Source organism: Microbacterium proteolyticum (assembly GCF_029639405.1).
Classification (GTDB): Bacteria; Actinomycetota; Actinomycetes; order Actinomycetales; family Microbacteriaceae; genus Microbacterium.
Genome location: NZ_CP121274.1, coordinates 1,166,290 through 1,182,047, shown reverse-complemented (window position 1 = coordinate 1,182,047; position 15,758 = coordinate 1,166,290). Strand labels below are relative to the sequence as shown.

Below are 15,758 nucleotides of genomic sequence, written 5' to 3'. Positions count from 1 at the left end.
TGGTGCCTCGACCGGCCCGGGAGCCTCGCGGCTAAGAAGCTGCGGGCGATCGCCTGAGGAGATCGCGCGCCCACCGTGGCGGCGAGTGGGCGTGGCGTGCCGTGTTCAAGTCTTCTCGTCAGGTGCGCCGGTGGGTGAACTTGACCGCCCGACCACGTTCGCACTCGGCGCGGACACCGTTGCAAGGGAGAGAACCGAGGGTGTTCGAGGGGCCTGATCCCACGACGGGGCCGTTCCTCCGTGGGCATACCCGGCGAGGCCCAACATTCGGTGGGTCGGCGTCGTCTGTGTAGGCGGCTTCGGAGAGGGCGGTGGCCCTGGACGCTCCCGCCTGATGTCCGGAGGCACGCCTCCGGATGGCCGCCGGGGGTGCGCCATTCGCCATCCTCCCGGGCCGCGATCCGAGATGCGGCCACCGACAGGATGCGGACGGAGCACAAGATCGGCCGGTGGTGGGCTGCCGCTAGCCTCCCCTGCGCCCCGTGGGATATGGATAGGCGATGTGTGGAGCTGCGCGCGGTTTCGCGGTGACGTCCATCGCCGTGCGGGCTACGCCCGAGCACGCGATCAGTCGACCATCGAACCGTCCCATGGAACCGATGCAGCGACGCTCTCTGTCTGCCCACGCAGCCGATCTACTCTCCCGGGCGCGGTCATGTTTCACGTGAAACATGACCGCGATGGAGGCCATCATCGGGGAGCCCCGCGTCGTTTCCCTCCCCGCCCCCGCGCACTTCCGCTCGACACTTCGGGTCCCGCAGGGACGAACAAGTGTTGACCGGGATTGCCGCCATCGGTGGAACTGTCGTCTCCGCGCCGTAGCCGACACGTTGGAAACGAGAGCCGCTCGGACCACCGAGTGTGCCGGTATGGTCGCCGACGGTTATCAGTGCGCGCGGCCAAGTACTGATCTCGGTTCTCGACGCGCGATGCTGTGCGCGGGCGCCGTGTGGTGGCGGCGGACAACGCCGCCGGCAGCGGTCTGATCGACGAGCCTTCTCAATGGAGCGCACGCACAGCTACGTGGGTGTCCGCACTTCCCGGGAGTCGCTGTCCCAAGCGTCACGGGCCGCTGGCATCGGCGCATGCCCCAACGAGATGCGGTTCACAGACCTCAGCTGCGCGGCGGGCAGGCGGCGCATGGAAGGTCGTGGTGCCGTGGCAGGGGGCGCGACGCGAGGTGCGGCGGCACACAGGGCGCCAGCAGCCGCGGTCTGACGGCGTGGACACCCGCCGACTGCCCGCGCCGACCCGAAATGTTCCACGTGAAACATCGAGGCCGCGCTGCTCAGCCAGGCCGGATGCGCGTCCGGTGCGCAGACGCCAGCTCGATTGTCACGGGATCCCAGCGTGACGGAGTCCGTCGGTGAAGAGGCGCATCGGGGGAGTCGCGTCACACGGTGTGGCGAGGAGGACGTCAGGCGCGGACTCAGGCCAGCGCACACGGTTGCTGCGTCACGGGCGACACTCTGGCAGTGCGGGCCGTCGCGGTGAACCGGCGCGGCCCGCGAGGCCGCGGAGCGCGCGGGTTCTGCGCGGATCCTTGCGTGGGAAGTGGATACCGGACGGCGTGACGGCACACTCCCCTGACGCGCGAGACTCTAACGAACGGCTGTGTCGGTGGCGAACGGGGGCTGCCCTTCATGACCAGAGCTTGCCGAGAGCAAACGACACTCGCGAGAACGCCATGACCACTTAGGTCCAGCACCAGGGTGCAGATGCCGCACAGTCGCAGGAGCTCCGACGCTCATGCGCTCGTCAGTCACAACGTTTCACGTGAAACATCCACACTTCGGCGCGATGACGAGGCGTGCCCGCCTGTCAGTGCGGACGGCAGCTCTCCACGCCGGCACGACCGAGTAGACGCGCTCCCCGCGCGCGGCACGATCGACGAGTCCAGCGCGTCGTGCTCGTAGACAGCTGCCGCAGCGACGGGTCCGAGTTGGTCCGGAGTGGTGCGTGTTCATCTTCTCGTCGGCGCCGATCGTTGATCTTGCGCGGCACTCGCCCTGGAGATCGCCCGGATTCGCCCCGCGAAACCCGACACGCGCCTGCGCACGGTCGGCGTGCCCACGTAGACTGAGGATGTTGTCCCCGGAGATGAAGGAGCGCGTTTCACGTGAAACAATCCGGCGAGTCGTCCGGCTCGACCTCCTTCGAGGACTCCCCCATTGCACGTGAGCTCGCGGATCTCTCGGCTCGGCGCCGAGCGCTGGAGGCAGTCGAGGTGAAGTTGTCGGGGCGAACCCGCGTATTCACGGTGTCGAACCAGAAGGGTGGCGTCGGTAAGACGACCACAGCAGTCAACATCTCGGCTGCCCTCGCCTCGCTGGGTGCCAAGGTTCTCGTCATCGACCTCGACCCTCAAGGCAACGCGTCGACCGCACTCGGTGTGCCCCACAACGCGGACACGGCGAGCATCTACGACGTGCTCATTGACGAGTTCCCGCTGGCCGACATCATCCAGACCAGTCCGGAGTCGCCGAACCTCCTCTGCGCTCCGAGCACGATCCACCTCGCCGGGGCCGAGATCGAGTTGGTCTCCCAGGTGGCGCGTGAGCATCGGCTTCGCGGGGCGCTGCGTGATTACCTTGCGGATGCCGGTAACCACCTCGACTTCGTGATCATCGACTGCCCGCCGTCTCTCGGGCTCCTGACCATCAACGCGTTCACGGCGGCGGATGAGGTCCTCATCCCCATCCAGTGCGAGTACTACGCGCTCGAGGGTCTGAGCCAGCTACTCGGCAGCGTCCAGATGATCCAGAAGCATCTGAACCCCGCCCTTCACGTGTCGACGATCCTGTTGACCATGTACGACGGTCGAACGCGCCTCGCACAGCAGGTCGCGGATGAGGTGCGTCAGCACTTCTCGAATGAGGTGCTCGACACGGTGATCCCCCGCTCTGTGCGCGTGTCGGAGGCGCCGAGCTTCGGACAAACGGTCATCGCCTACGATGGCCACTCGGCGGGCGCGATCGCCTACCGCGAAGCCGCGGTCGAAATCGTCGCACGCGATACCACCACGAAGGAAGACTGATGGCCAAGAGAACCGGACTGGGCCGCGGAATCGGCGCCCTCATCCCCACCGCCGAGTCGTCGGAGGCCCGCCCGGTCGACGTCTTCTTCCCCGGCGGCACGAAGACCGAGGAGTCGAAGGCGACGACCTCGGCGACGGAGCCCGTGGATGACACGGCGTCGGAGCTCGTCGCCGTCCCGGGCGCTCGGCTGGTGCACATCGACCCGCAGTCGATCGTGCCCAACCCCCGTCAGCCGCGGACGCACTTCGACCCGGAAGACCTCGCTGAGCTCGTCCACTCCGTTCGCGAGTTCGGCGTCCTGCAGCCCGTGGTCGTCCGCGACAAGGGCGACGGCACGTATGAACTCATCATGGGCGAGCGCCGTACCCGCGCGTCGCGCGAGGCCGGACTGTCCTCGATCCCCGCTGTCGTTCGCGAGACCGACGACGAGTTCCTCCTCCGCGACGCGCTGCTCGAGAACCTGCACCGATCGCAGCTGAACCCGCTGGAAGAGGCATCCGCCTACCAGCAGCTCCTCGAGGACTTCGGCATCACGCAGGAGGAGCTCGCCACCCGCATCGGTCGCTCGCGTCCGCAGATCAGCAACACGATCCGTTTGCTGAAGCTCCCCGTCCCCGTGCAGCAGCGGGTCGCGGCCGGCGTCTTGAGCGCGGGCCACGCGCGCGCGATCCTCTCGCTCGACGACCCGCGCGAGATGCAGAAGCTCGCCGACAAGATCGTGAACGAAGACCTCTCCGTCCGGGCGGCCGAGGCCGCGGCCAAGATGCCGGGAGTCGCCCCCGTTCGTCAGAAGCCCAAGGCCGGGAGCCGTCGTTCCGGTCTCGACGACATCGCCGAACGTTTGGGTGATCGGTTCGACACCAAGGTCAAGGTGTCGCTCACCGCAAGAAAAGGCCAGATCAGCATTGATTTCGCCACGATTCAGGACCTCAATCGGATTCTCGCCGTACTCGGAGAAGACGGCTACACAGGCTGAATATCGGCTCATTCCCTTCTCGGCATATACCGGGAGCCGGCCCCGACCGGCTCCTCTGTCCGAGGCCCGACGTAGGCTGGAGAGGTGACCGCGAACGACCAGGGCCCCCGCCGCCGCGCCAGTCTCGAACTGCTGCGCGCGGAGGCCTCGGACGAACTCGCCGTCCTCATTCACGAGCGTCTTCGCGGCGGTGAGGACCCCTGGGACTTCATGGAAGATCTCCCCAGCGTCGATGAACTCGTCGTGTTGACCCTCCGGGCCGAGAACATCGCCGAGAACGGCGGCGTCCGGCCGAACCGGTCCCGCAACTACCGTGTGCTGCGACAGATCGCGCTGGACCATCCGGCGCTCACGCGCGCGGTGTGGCGGATCCTCGGCGATGAGGAACCCCACCGTCGCTGGGACGCATCCGTGCGCCTCGACGCCTCCTAAGCCCACCAGCGACCCGGCGTACGGCAATTCAGCCCCAAACGCTCCAGGATGCCACGGAGAGCTCCCGGAGCCGGCTCTGGCGCCACGGCCACCCCGGGAGCGCCCTCGGTGGCCAGGAGGCCGCAGGGCGGCCCGAATGGAGCGCGTCGGCTCCTGGCATCCCCTCGCCCACGAGAAAGCCCCCGACACCACGAGGGTGCCGGGGGCTTTCGCTGCGAGCGGGCTCAGCCGAGGTACGCCGCGAGGTCCTTCTCGAGGGCGAACTTCGGCTTGGCGCCGATGATGGTCGTCTTGACCTCGCCGCCTTCGAAGACCTTCATCGCGGGGATCGAGGTGATCTGGTACTTCATCGCGAGGTCGGGGTTCTCATCGACGTTGAGCTTCACGATGGTGATCTTGTCGGCGTTCTCGGACTGGATCTCGTCGAGAACGGGGCTGACCATACGACACGGTCCGCACCACTCGGCCCAGAAGTCCACGAGAACGGGGCCCTCGGCCTGCAGGACGTCCTGCTCGAAGGTCGCGCTGGTCGTCGCCTTGGCGGTCATGTGCATTTCTCCTTAGATGGAAGCGTTACCGGTGGAAACCCCGGTGAGCGTGGGTTTATTCCTCAGACGACAGCGGCGTCGGGGAGCCCTTCGAGGGGGCTCTCGGCGACGGCGGGCTCGCCCGCCTCACCGCGCGCGGCGAGGAAGTGCTCCACGTCGAGCGCGGCCACGGTGCCGCTGCCGGCAGCCGTGATGGCCTGACGGTAGGTGGGGTCGATGACGTCGCCCGCGGCGAAGACGCCGTGGACCGACGTGCGCGACGAGCGACCGTCGACCCAGATCGTGCCCTCGGGGGTGAGCTGCAGCTTGTCGTGCACGAGGTGCGTCCGCGGGTCGTTGCCGATCGCGACGAAGAGGCCCTCGATCTCGAGGTCGCGCTCCGAACCGTCGACGGTGGAGCGCAGGCGCACACCGTTCACGGCCTCGTCACCGAGGATCTCGGCGACCTCGCTGTTCCAGACGAACTCGATCTTGGGGTTCGCGAAGGCGCGCTCCTGCATGATCTTCGAGGCGCGGAGCGAGTCCTTGCGGTGGATGATGTACACCTTCGAAGCGAACTTGGTGAGGAAGTTCGCCTCTTCCATCGCGGAGTCGCCGCCGCCGACGACGGCGATGGTCCGCTCCCGGAAGAAGAAGCCGTCGCAGGTCGCGCACCACGAGACACCGTGGCCGGACAGACGCTCTTCGCCCTCGAGTCCGAGCTTGCGGTAGGCGGAGCCGGTCGCGTAGATGATCGAAGCCGCCTCGTGCACCTTGCCGCTGCCCAGCGTGACCTTCTTGACGGGGCCGTCGAGCTCGAGCGAGACGACGTCGTCGTACAGCACCTCGGCGCCGAAACGCTCGGCCTGTGCCTGCATCTTGGCCATGAGGTCGGGTCCGAGGATTCCGTCGGGGAAACCGGGGAAGTTCTCGACGTCGGTGGTGGTCATGAGGTCGCCACCGGCTTCGACGGAGCTCGCGACGACGAGGGGTTCGAGGTTGGCTCGGGCGGCGTAGATGGCGGCCGTGTAGCCGGCAGGACCCGATCCGATGATGATGACGTGACGCACGGTAGCGCGTTCCCTTCGTTGATTCCGCCGGATGAAACCCATGCTAGCCCCGCAATATTCCTTGGGCCCGGGGGCTGGCGCGGGGTCGTGACCGTCAGTCCTGGCCGACCTGTTCGGCGTCGCCGGGGGTGCTGACGTGGGCTTCCGCCCCGCGCGCCCGCCGGCGGCGACTGACAGTGCGCAGGACACCGATGCCGAGGAACACCGCCACCAGGACGATGAAGACGATGAGGCCGATGCTCTCCCATTCGGCGCGGACCTCGACCTGCACATCCTGCCGAGCACCGATGACCTCGCCGGTCGGGCTGTAGAGCTGCATCGAGACGTTGACCTCGCCGTTCGCGATCCGGGCTTCGACGGGGACCTCGGCTCGCGTGTTCGCCGACGCCTGGGCGTCGATCGGGGTGTCGGCCTGCACCCGCAGGCGCACGTCGTCGGGTTGCGCCCGCAGCACCACTGAGATGGGCCACGGCAGATCGTTGCGCACCCAGGGCCGCAGCGGCGCGCTGGAACTGACGAGGCGGAAGTCGGACGACAGGATGCCGACCGAGTCCAGGGTCGTCTGGGTCGCGGAGCGGTGGGCGGCGACGGCCGTGCGGGCGGCATCCCCGGTCCAGGCGACGTTTAGCACCTGCAGGATCTCGGCCCGCTCCCGTCCGGTGAGCAGTTCCGGCTGGTCGAGGATCGTCGCGAAACGATCGATCGTGTCCTCGTCGGTGAGCAGTTCGGCGACGTCCGCTGCGCGGACCGCGTCGGGAGTCGCCTCGGCGAGGGACACGTCCGTCAGGGGAGCACTCGCGATCGCCGCGAACGTCGAGGGGGTGTACCCGGGGGCGGATGCCAGGGCGCCCAGCGTCGCACGCAGGCTCACGCGCGAGCGATCGGTGCCCCGGTCCAGAACGGCCAGCACGGGGCGGTCGTCCGCACCCGTTCGGGCGAAGGCGAGATGGCCGGAGGCGGCGGCCAGCGCGGCACCGCGCCGGGCCGTGTCGTTCTCGGCCGCGGCCGCGGTCAGGGCACGGGAGACCTCCGCGTCGTACGCGGGCGTCGCCACCCCGCCCACGGCGGCGGTGGCCGTGGCGGCGCCCCCCGCGAGGTTGCTCGAGGCGACGAGGATGCGGGTCGGCGCGGCATCCGAGCCGAGGCTCCCGAGGGCGCTCACCACGGCGCCGTCGACCGAGCCGGTGGCGGGCCAGAAGACGTTCTGGTCGGCGGATCCGATGTCGAGGAGGGCCGTCAGGTCGGGGAAGGAGGGTTGTCCGGGAGCCGTCGAGGCCGAGGGGCTCGGAGTCGTGACCCCCGAGACGGGCTGGGTGAAGTCGGACGCCGTCATGTACGACTGCAGCGACGTCGGCGTGAGCGGTGTGGTGACACCCGCGCGGATCTGCGCCGACAGGTCGGCGTCGCCGAACTGCAGCGCGAAGCGATCATTGGGGAGGGCGAGCAGGCGTTTCAGCCATGCGACCGCGGTGGGAGGCGCCGATGACCCGAGCACCCGGATCGCGGCGGGGATCGCGGGGTCGACGGCGAGGGTCGCGACCGAACCGTCGACGGCATCCAACTGCGCCGAGAGCGCGCCGTCGACCGCGGTCAGGTCGGCCAGTTCGTCAGCCGTGAGCAGGCCGCCGGTGCGGGGGGCCGCGGTGATCGGCACGACGACGGCCAGCGGTGTGCTCGCGCCGTCCGCGGGGACGACGACGACCGTCGGGGCCTGCAGCGACGCTCCCCCACCCGTCTGGGCAAGGACGGGGTAGACGCCGGCGCCGCGACCGAGGAGGGCCGGGTCGGTGCCCTGCACCGTGAACGACACCGAGGTCTGTGCCGCCGGGGCCGTGGCATCCAGGTTCCCGGTCGCGACCTGCTGCAGCGTGACTCCGGACGCGTCGCCGCTCAGCCACCGCGTGAGGGCGGCGTCATCGGCCAGCGGTGTCGCACCGATCGACAGCGATACGGAGGTCGCCGAGACGGTCGCACCCCCGGAGTTGGTGAGCGTGGTGAGGACCGCGAGAGTCTCCCCCGCACGCAGGATGCCGTTCCCGGCCGGCGCCGCGGTCAGGGTGGGTGCAGCGGCGCCAGCGGACGGCGAGGGCGTCGGGGTGGTCGCCGCCGTAGCGGCGAGCGGCGCCGTGAGTCCGAGTGCGAGGGCGGCCGCGGCGAGGGTCGCCAGGAACCGGCGCGTGAGAGAGCGCCGCGGCACGGGTGAGCCCGAGGGCAGGGAGGTCACGTTCATACGAGCGTCGGTGGGCGAGGGGGCCTCGCACCGCGACGAGTCTAGGTCCGCCTGCCTCGGAACCCCCCGATAGCCTCGCGCAGACGGTTGAATGGGGCGGTGCTCCCCGAACCAGACCCGACCCTGTGCCGTGCCCTCGCCGACGATCTGCGGACCGCGGGGTTCGCGGGTGCGGCGCTGCGCGAGGCGTGGGGCGTCCAGGCCGATGACGCCGTCCCGCGGGGCCTGCGCGGGCCGGCCGAGCGTGCCCTCGGCGACCGACGCGACGCGCTCGCGGTCCTCGGGCGTCTGTGGGTCCTCGGTGCACCGGTCGCTCGGGAGGACGCGTCGGCGGCTCTCCCGGGGCTCGGGCTCGACGGTGCCGAGGCCCTCGGTCTCGTCGCGCTCGACGGTGATCGCGTCGCCCCCGCGGCCCTCATCCGCCCCCAACCGTTCGCGGATGCCGCCGGGGACGTCGAGTGGTGGATCGCGAGCGACCTCGATGAAGCCGCGCTCGGCGGGCCGCTCCCCGAAGACCACGTCCTGGGCGTGGGTGGGGCATCGCAGACCCTGGCCACGCTGCAGCTGACGTGGCGCGGAGGCTCGGCCCTCGACCTCGGCACCGGCTGCGGCATCCAGGCCCTCCGCCTGCGGCGGCTGGTCCCGCGGGTCGTGGCGACGGACATCTCCGAGCGCGCGCTGCGTTTCACGCGCCTGAACGCGCTGCTCAACGACGTCGACGGGATCGAGACCCGGCTCGGTTCGCTCTTCGACCCGGTCGACGGGGAGACGTTCGATCGGGTGGCATCCAATCCCCCGTTCGTGATCACGCCGCGTGTCGCGGGCGTCCCGGCGTACGAGTACCGCGACGGCGGGCTGGAGGGCGATGCGCTCGTCGCCTCAATGATCTCCTCCGTCGGTGCGCACCTCGCGCCCGGCGGGGTCGCGCAGTCGCTGGGCAACTGGGAGTACCGCGAGGGCGAGTCCGGCCTCGATCGCGTCCGCGGGTGGGTGGACACGTCGCTCGACGCCTGGGTGATCGAGCGCGAGGTGCTCGACCCCCTCGCCTACGCCGAGCTGTGGGTGCGGGACGGGGGCACCATTCCGGGCACGCCCGAGTACGCGCGGCTCATCGGCGCGTGGCTCGACGATTTCGCGAGTCGCGGCGTCACCGGAATCGGCTTCGGGTACGTGCTGCTCCGGCGACCGCTGGCCGGCGCACCGACCCTGTCCCGCTACGAGCGGGTCGCGGGCGGCGGCGAGTCCGCGTTCGGGCCGCACCTCGCGGCGTGCCTGGAGAACCACGACCGCGCCGCCCTCCTGGACGATGAGGGACTGGCATCCGCTGTCCTACAGGTCGCTCCCGACGTGACCGAGGCCCGGCACCACCGGCCCGGCGAGGAGTCGCCGTCGGTGATCGAGCTGCGCCAGGGCGGCGGCTTCGCCCGCACGCTCGACGTCGACTCGGCGCTCGCGGCCCTCGTCGGGGCGTGCGACGGCGACCTGTCGGTCGGGTCGCTCGTCGACGCGATCGCCCAGCTCCTGGACGTGGATGCCGCGGAGCTCCGCGCGGACGTCCTGCCGCGGGTGCGGGAACTCATCGTCACCGGGTTCCTGAGGTTCGCGGACTAGGGCGGCTCCTGCGACCCCCAGCGAGGGTCTAACGGGAGTCGGTGCCGGGTGCGAATCGGACGCCGGCTGCCCGACCCGTTTCGACGGCGGCGGTGACGGCATCCATCACGGCGAGGTTCGCCGCACCCTCGCGGGCGCTGACGAGCGGCTCGGCGATGCCGTTGATGACGTCGGAGAAGTGCCGCAGCTGGCCCGCGTAGGGGTTCGACGATCCACGGGACTCGCGGACGGGGATCATCGGCGTCGTCCACGTGCGCTCGCCCTGGTGTCTCCAGACCTCGAGCGTGGGAATGGTGAGGGAGGCTTCCGTTCCGCCGATGCGGTGCGAGTCGACGTTATGCGCGGGGAACCGCGGGGAGTCGCCGGCGGTCAGATCCCAGCTCCACGGGCCCGCGGCGGTGTCGGAGATGATGAGCGAGCCGAGCGCACCGCCGTCGAACGTGAAGGTCAACGCCCCGGTGTCCTCGACATCCAGCCCGCGGACAGCGGAGGATGCGACGGCGGAGACGGACGTGATCTCGCCGATGAGGTGGCGCAGCATGTCGATCTCGTGGATGAGGTTGATGAGGAAGACACCGCCGCTGCCGGCGCTGCGGCGCCAGGCGACGTCGTAGTAGTCGTCGGGTTTGGACAGGAAGTAGGTGGCGCTGACGGCGACGATGCGGCCGAGTCCGCCGGAGTCGACGATCTCCTTCGCGCGGCGCACGACCGGGTGATGGCGGCGATGGTGCCCGACGAGCACCGGGACTCCGGCATCCTCGGCTGCGGTCACGAGCTCCATCGCCTCGGAAAGGCTGGTCGCGAGCGGTTTCTCGATGAGGATGGGGATTCCGGCGGCGATGAGTTCGAGCGCCATCGGGACGTGGAGCTCGTTGGGTGTGGCGATGATCGCCGCATCCACTCCGCCGGAGCCGATGAGCTCGCCGATATCCCTGTACCGCGCCGTGCCGTATCGCGCGGCGAGCGTCTCCCCCGCGGTGAAGGGGTCGACGATCCCCGCCAGGACGATTCCCGGGGTGGCCGTGATCGTCTCGGCGTGGGTCGCCCCGATGGCTCCTGCGCCGACGACGGCGATGCGGAGGGCCTTCATGCCGGCGCCACCGCGGACACGGCGTGCGATGCAGCGGTGGCGCCGGCGACGTAGGCCCGGGTCACGGCGGAGCCGAGGGTCGCGCCGCCGCCGGGATAGGTGTTCCGGAACACTCCGGCGGCGGCGTTGCCCGCCGCGAACAGTCCGTCGAGGGGGGTGCCGTCCCAGCCGAGCACGCGTCCGTCGACGTCGGTGCGCAAGCCGCCGGAAGTGCCGAGGGCCCCGGCGTGGATCGGCACGGCCGCGTAGGGCGGGGTCGAGAGGGGCGCGAGGCAGGGGTTCGGGCTGTGGGTCGCGTCGCCGAGGAACCGGTCCTGGGGGCTGTCGCCGCGACCGAACTGGGTGTCGCGACCGCGCTCGGTGTCTTCGTTGAAGCGCGCGACCGTCTGGACCAGACCCGCGGGGTGGATGCCGAGCTCGTCGGCGAGCTCCTCGAATGAGTCCGCGGTCACGGCCCAGTCGGGAATCGCCCCTGCCGCCGCCCCGGCGATGGGGTAGCGGGCGGCGAAGGCGCTGTCGAACACGAGCCAGGCGGGATTGTTGCGCTGCCGCCCGGTCGCGGGGTCGGTGTCTCCGAACATGCGGCAGGCGTCGTGGTAGGCGAGTGCTTCGTTGACGAAGCGTCGCCCTTCGGCGTTGACGACGATCGATCCGGGGAGGGTCATCTCGACGTTCCCCATTCGTCCAGACGGGAGTCCGTCGTAGGTCTGCGTCGGGGAGGTGAGCACGGGAACGCCCCAGATCGCGGTCATGTCGGCGACCGCTGCTCCAGCGGCGAGGCCGAGTTCCAGGCCGTCGCCCTCGTTCGAGGGTGCGCTGATGGGGGTGACGGGGAAGGCGAGGAACGCGTCGCGGAGGCGCGGATTCCATTCGAATCCGCCGGTCGCGATCACGACGGAGCGTGCGATGACGGTGGTGTCCCCGAAGGCCACGCTCCACGCATCGCCGGCGAGGTCCAGACCGTCGGCCCGGACGGAGCGGACGATGCGGATGCCGCGGTCCAGTGCCGACGCGACGAGAGCGCCGACGAGCGCGCCGCCCATCGTGCGCACACCGCGCTGACGGCGCTGTTCGAGGAGCGACGGGTCGGGTGCGCGGCCGTTGAGGCCGTCGCGTTCGGCCATCGTGAGCAGCGGGAAATAGGAGGAGGGTCGCAGCGCGTCCGCCAGTCCGGGGAATCCGGCCGGATCGAACGCGTCGTTGTCGAGGCTTCGCCCGCCCTGGGCGGCGCCCGGCCATTCGCCCCGGTAATCGGGTCGAGTGAGCGCGGTGAGGGCCACCCGCGTGCGAGTCGTGAGGTAGTCGATCGCGTCGGCGGCGGTGCGCACGTACCAGTCGATCGCCTCGGCATCCATCACATGCCCCGACGAAGCCGAGAGGTACGCGACGCCGTCCTCGACGCTGTCCGCGAAGCCCGCCGAGGAGCCGACCGCGGTCGCCGGAGCCCAGATGACCCCTCCGCCCGCACAGGTCGTCCCGCCGAGTCGGTCGGCCTTCTCCGCGACGACGACGGATGCGCCCGCATCCGCCGCGCGGAGGGCTGCGACCAGTCCTGCGGCACCGGATCCGAGCACCAGGACGTCGATGTCGGCGGGCAGGGCCGCCGTGCCGGTCAGCAGCGCGCCGGTCATGACGTCACAGCCTGGGCGGCGGGCATGAGGATCAGGATCTTGCCGGTCGGGATGGTGCGGTCGCTCATCGTGTGGAACGCTTCGGCGAGTCGCGAGAACGGGAACCGGTGCGTCAGCAGCGCATCCGCTGCTTCCGGGTGCCGCGCGAGCATCGCGAGCCCTTCGGGGATGAGGCGCCGGCTGTTGCGGCTGCCGCGCAGATCGATCTCCTTGTCGGTGAGGTCCTTGATCTTCAGACCGACCGAGCGGGATGAGATGCCGACCTGCACGATGCGGCCCGCGGGCGCGATCAGGCGGATCGCGTTCTCGAGCGAGGCGGGGACGCCGGTGGCCTCGATGACGATCTCCGGCCCCGCGCCCTCGGTCAATGCGTCCAAGGTCGCGCGTTGCCCGGCATCGGGGAACTCGCGGCCCACCTCGAATGCGTGCGCGGCGCCGAACGTCCGCGCGAGTGCGACACGGTCGGGGTCGGTGTCGGCGGCGACGACGGTCACGCCACGCTCGGAGAGACCGAGCGCGGCGAGCAGCCCGATGGGGCCGCATCCCAGCACCAGCGCCGTCTCGCCGGCGGCGGGTTCGGCACGGCTGACGGCTTGCAGCGAGATCGATGCTGGCTCACCGACGGCGGCGACCTCGAGCGGCAGGTCGTCGGGCACGGGGCACAGCCGGTCGACGGGGACGCTCAGGACCTCGACGAAACCGCCGTCCTCGTAGCAACCGAGCACGGAGAGGTTCTGACACACGTTGTCGCGGCCGATCCGGCAGGCGCGGCAGGTGCCGCACGCGACGACGGGGTCGATCGCGACCCGGTCTCCGACCTGCAGACCGCCAACGGTGTCCGCGTCGCGGATGATGCCGGCCATCTCGTGTCCCTGCACGAGGGGCAGGTCGGTGGGGAAGTCGTCTTCGAAGATGTGCAGGTCGGTGCCGCACAGGCTCACGGCGTGGATCTCCACGAGTGCGTGACCGGGGGTGAGTGCGGGCAGGGGCGTCTCGTCGAACGACAGTGTCTCGCGCGCGACAGTCCGGGCCGTGAGCATCACCGCTCCGTCGTCCGGCGCGGGTCGAAGAAGACGTTCCAGGCGGTCACCGTGCGCTCGGCGATGAGCCCGTTCTCGAAGAACGGGTCGCCGTCGAGCCGGGTTTCCAGGGTGTCGGCGTCGGTGTCCTCGAACACGAGCAGCGCACGTGACGGTTCGCTCGCCAGGGGGCCGCTCATGTAGAGGTAGCCGTCGGAGTGGAGGTCTTGCAGGAACTCGACGTGGGCGGGGCGATGCGTGTGGCGCTCCGCATCGCTGTCGTCCCTGTAGCGGTAGGTGACCGCGAACGTCGTCATGCTGACTCCTTTGTCCTGAGTGTCTGACGGTCTCAGTATGGGAGGCGGATAGTGTGAACTGAACGACTGAATTCGTCTCAATTTATACTCTTGTTCAGTCATAATCCGGACTACGTTGGTGTCATGTCACAGGTGACCTTCGACTTCCGAGACAGCTCCGTCGTCATCACGGGGGGAGCGGGTGGAATCGGCGCGGGCATCGGCGCACTGTTCGCCAGGGCCGGCGCACGGGTGGCGGTATGGGATCGCGATCCCGGCGCGTTCCCCGGCGGATGGGAGCCCGCCGCGCTCCTCGCCGCCGACGTGACCGACGAAGCATCTCTGCGGGAGGCTTTCGCGCAGACCCTCGATCACCTGGGCTCGGTCGACATCGTGGTGTCGTCCGCCGGGATCACCGGCCCGGTCGGACCGTTGTGGGAGTACGACGCGGATGACTGGAGGCGCGTGGTCGACATCGACTTGACCGGTGCATTCCTGACGGCGAAGACCGTGGTGCCGCACATGCGGGCGCGCGGCTACGGGAGGATCATCACCGTCGCCTCGATCGCGGGCAAGGAGGCGACGACCTCGCTGTCGGCGTACACCGCCGCGAAGCACGGCGTGGTGGGGATGACGAAGGTGCTCGCCCGTGAGGTGGTGAAGGACGGCATCACCGTCAACGCGATCGCGCCGGCGATGGTGAAGACGGAGCTGTTCTCACAGTTGACGGAGGAGTTCATCGATCGAACCCGCGCCCTGATCCCCCTGGCCCGATTCCTGACCGTCGATGAACTCGCGGCCACGGTCGCGTGGATCGCCAGCGATCAGTGCGGCTTCACGACGGGGCAGACGTTCGACCTGTCCGGCGGACGCGCCGACTACTGAGTCCCGCCCGGCACCCGCGCGCGTGCTGTCAGCGCGAGGCGGCGCTCAGCGCGCCGGTGAGCTGGAGGAAGTGCGCGCGCATCCGCACCGGGTCGGGCTCGGCGCCGGTGATCAGCCGGAACGCGTCCGCGGCCTGCCCCACGGCCATGCGGCCCCCATCGAGCACGGCGCAGCCGAGCGCGTCGGCGGTCTCGATGAGCTCGGTTCGCAGGGGACGGTACACGGCGTCGGCGACCCACAGGCGCGAGTGCAGCAGCGTCGCAGAGATCGGCATCCCGGGGTGTCCGGTCATGCCGATCGGTGTCGCGTTGACGAGCCCGTCGGCCGCGGCGATCGCCGCGGCGAGCTCGTCAGGGGTGATGGCGACGACCCGCACGCCGGGGAAGGCGGGGCCGAGGGCGCGGCACACCGCGTCGGCGCGCTCGATCACCGGGTCGTACACCGAGAGTCGTGTCGTCCCGGCGTTGAGCAGCGCGTAGGCGATCGCGGACCCGGCACCCCCGGAGCCGAGGAGCACGACCCTGTCCACCACGGGAGCCCTGAGCCCGTCGCGCAGCCCCGAGGCGAAGCCCGAATGGTCGGTGTTCAGACCGATCGTCCGACCGTCGCGGAAGAGGACCGTGTTGACCGCGCCGAGGAGCTCGGCGTCGGGCGAGAGCTCGTCCAGTGCGTCGAACACGGTCTGCTTGCACGGGTGGGTGATGTTGAGGGCGTCATACCCGACGTCGCGTGCCGCGCGGACGAGCGCCGCGGCATCCGTCGCCGTCTTGCCGAGCCGGTCGATGTCGATGAGGCGGTACAGGTAGCGCAGGCCGAGAGCGTCCGCCTCACCCTCGTGCAGGGCGGGAGTGAGGGAGGTTTGGATGCCGGAGCCGATGAGCCCGACGAGGTACGAGGCGGTCATGGGGCTTCCTTCCCGGAAGACGGATCGGGGCCGCGCCGCAACGGCGCGA

Annotated in this window: 13 protein-coding genes; 5 read left to right on the top strand and 8 right to left on the bottom strand. The window is 70.1% G+C overall.

The window, feature by feature from the left end; genetic code table 11:
- The first annotated feature begins 2,119 nt into the window (after positions 1-2,119).
- From P8R59_RS06285 to P8R59_RS06275, 3 genes are all read left to right on the top strand, one after another.
- A complete protein-coding gene (locus tag P8R59_RS06285) occupies positions 2,120-3,037 on the top strand; it encodes a ParA family protein (protein WP_278103208.1) in 918 nt (305 codons plus the stop codon).
- Positions 3,037-4,014, top strand: a complete 978-nt coding sequence (locus P8R59_RS06280) for a ParB/RepB/Spo0J family partition protein (RefSeq protein ID WP_278103207.1) — start codon at positions 3,037-3,039, stop codon at positions 4,012-4,014. The genes P8R59_RS06285 and P8R59_RS06280 overlap by 1 nt, the downstream gene beginning before the upstream one ends.
- A gap of 84 nt (positions 4,015-4,098) precedes the next feature.
- A complete protein-coding gene (locus P8R59_RS06275) occupies positions 4,099-4,446 on the top strand; it encodes a tryptophan synthase subunit alpha (protein ID WP_278103206.1) in 348 nt (115 codons plus the stop codon).
- Positions 4,447-4,670: 224 nt separating this feature from the next.
- Here P8R59_RS06275 and trxA read toward each other — a convergent pair whose 3' ends face one another.
- From trxA to P8R59_RS06260, 3 genes are all read right to left on the bottom strand, one after another.
- On the bottom strand, positions 4,671-4,994 hold the full coding sequence (gene trxA, locus P8R59_RS06270) for a thioredoxin (RefSeq protein ID WP_077051390.1): 324 nt from the start codon (positions 4,992-4,994) through the stop codon (positions 4,671-4,673).
- Between the two features lie 62 nt (positions 4,995-5,056).
- A complete protein-coding gene (gene trxB, locus P8R59_RS06265; RefSeq protein ID WP_278103205.1) occupies positions 5,057-6,043 on the bottom strand; it encodes a thioredoxin-disulfide reductase in 987 nt (328 codons plus the stop codon).
- A gap of 94 nt (positions 6,044-6,137) precedes the next feature.
- Positions 6,138-8,267: a DUF6049 family protein gene (locus P8R59_RS06260; RefSeq protein ID WP_278103204.1), complete on the bottom strand. Its 2,130-nt coding sequence runs from the start codon at positions 8,265-8,267 to the stop codon at positions 6,138-6,140.
- A gap of 105 nt (positions 8,268-8,372) precedes the next feature.
- Between P8R59_RS06260 and P8R59_RS06255 the strand changes: the two genes are divergently transcribed.
- The gene (locus P8R59_RS06255; RefSeq protein WP_278103203.1) at positions 8,373-9,884 is read left to right on the top strand and encodes a DUF7059 domain-containing protein; all 1,512 of its coding nucleotides are present in this window, start codon (positions 8,373-8,375) and stop codon (positions 9,882-9,884) included.
- Between the two features lie 28 nt (positions 9,885-9,912).
- On the opposite strand, the gene P8R59_RS06250 is transcribed toward P8R59_RS06255, so the two are convergent.
- Genes P8R59_RS06250 through P8R59_RS06235 form a run of 4 tightly spaced genes read right to left on the bottom strand, consistent with a single transcriptional unit; the run spans position 9,913 to position 13,941 of the window.
- Positions 9,913-10,974: a Gfo/Idh/MocA family protein gene (locus tag P8R59_RS06250; RefSeq protein WP_278103202.1), complete on the bottom strand. Its 1,062-nt coding sequence runs from the start codon at positions 10,972-10,974 to the stop codon at positions 9,913-9,915.
- Positions 10,971-12,605: an FAD-dependent oxidoreductase gene (locus P8R59_RS06245; protein WP_278103201.1), complete on the bottom strand. Its 1,635-nt coding sequence runs from the start codon at positions 12,603-12,605 to the stop codon at positions 10,971-10,973. The genes P8R59_RS06250 and P8R59_RS06245 overlap by 4 nt, the downstream gene beginning before the upstream one ends.
- Positions 12,602-13,645 carry an alcohol dehydrogenase catalytic domain-containing protein gene (locus P8R59_RS06240; RefSeq protein ID WP_278103200.1) on the bottom strand — a complete coding sequence of 348 codons (1,044 nt, stop codon included), beginning with the start codon at positions 13,643-13,645 and terminating at the stop codon, positions 12,602-12,604. Before P8R59_RS06240 ends, P8R59_RS06245 begins: the two co-directional genes overlap by 4 nt.
- Positions 13,645-13,941, bottom strand: a complete 297-nt coding sequence (locus P8R59_RS06235; protein ID WP_278103199.1) for a YciI family protein — start codon at positions 13,939-13,941, stop codon at positions 13,645-13,647. The genes P8R59_RS06240 and P8R59_RS06235 overlap by 1 nt, the downstream gene beginning before the upstream one ends.
- A gap of 123 nt (positions 13,942-14,064) precedes the next feature.
- Between P8R59_RS06235 and P8R59_RS06230 the strand changes: the two genes are divergently transcribed.
- Positions 14,065-14,805 (top strand): SDR family NAD(P)-dependent oxidoreductase, encoded by a 741-nt coding sequence (locus P8R59_RS06230; RefSeq protein ID WP_278103198.1) that lies wholly within the window; start codon positions 14,065-14,067, stop codon positions 14,803-14,805.
- A 28-nt stretch (positions 14,806-14,833) separates the two neighbouring features.
- Here P8R59_RS06230 and P8R59_RS06225 read toward each other — a convergent pair whose 3' ends face one another.
- The gene (locus tag P8R59_RS06225) at positions 14,834-15,709 is read right to left on the bottom strand and encodes a shikimate dehydrogenase (RefSeq protein ID WP_278103197.1); all 876 of its coding nucleotides are present in this window, start codon (positions 15,707-15,709) and stop codon (positions 14,834-14,836) included.
- Positions 15,710-15,758: the final 49 nt, after the last annotated feature.

Bases quoted from the DNA above. Each gene is read 5' to 3' on its own strand.
- P8R59_RS06280 (WP_278103207.1), top strand. From the start codon at position 3,037: ATGGCCAAGAGAACCGGACTGGGCCGCGGAATCGGCGCCCTCATCCCC.
- trxA (WP_077051390.1), bottom strand. From the start codon at position 4,994: ATGACCGCCAAGGCGACGACCAGCGCGACCTTCGAGCAGGACGTCCTG.
- P8R59_RS06250 (WP_278103202.1), bottom strand. From the start codon at position 10,974: ATGAAGGCCCTCCGCATCGCCGTCGTCGGCGCAGGAGCCATCGGGGCG.
- P8R59_RS06245 (WP_278103201.1), bottom strand. From the start codon at position 12,605: ATGACCGGCGCGCTGCTGACCGGCACGGCGGCCCTGCCCGCCGACATC.
- P8R59_RS06240 (WP_278103200.1), bottom strand. From the start codon at position 13,645: ATGCTCACGGCCCGGACTGTCGCGCGCGAGACACTGTCGTTCGACGAG.
- P8R59_RS06235 (WP_278103199.1), bottom strand. From the start codon at position 13,941: ATGACGACGTTCGCGGTCACCTACCGCTACAGGGACGACAGCGATGCG.
- P8R59_RS06230 (WP_278103198.1), top strand. From the start codon at position 14,065: ATGTCACAGGTGACCTTCGACTTCCGAGACAGCTCCGTCGTCATCACG.
- P8R59_RS06225 (WP_278103197.1), bottom strand. From the start codon at position 15,709: ATGACCGCCTCGTACCTCGTCGGGCTCATCGGCTCCGGCATCCAAACC.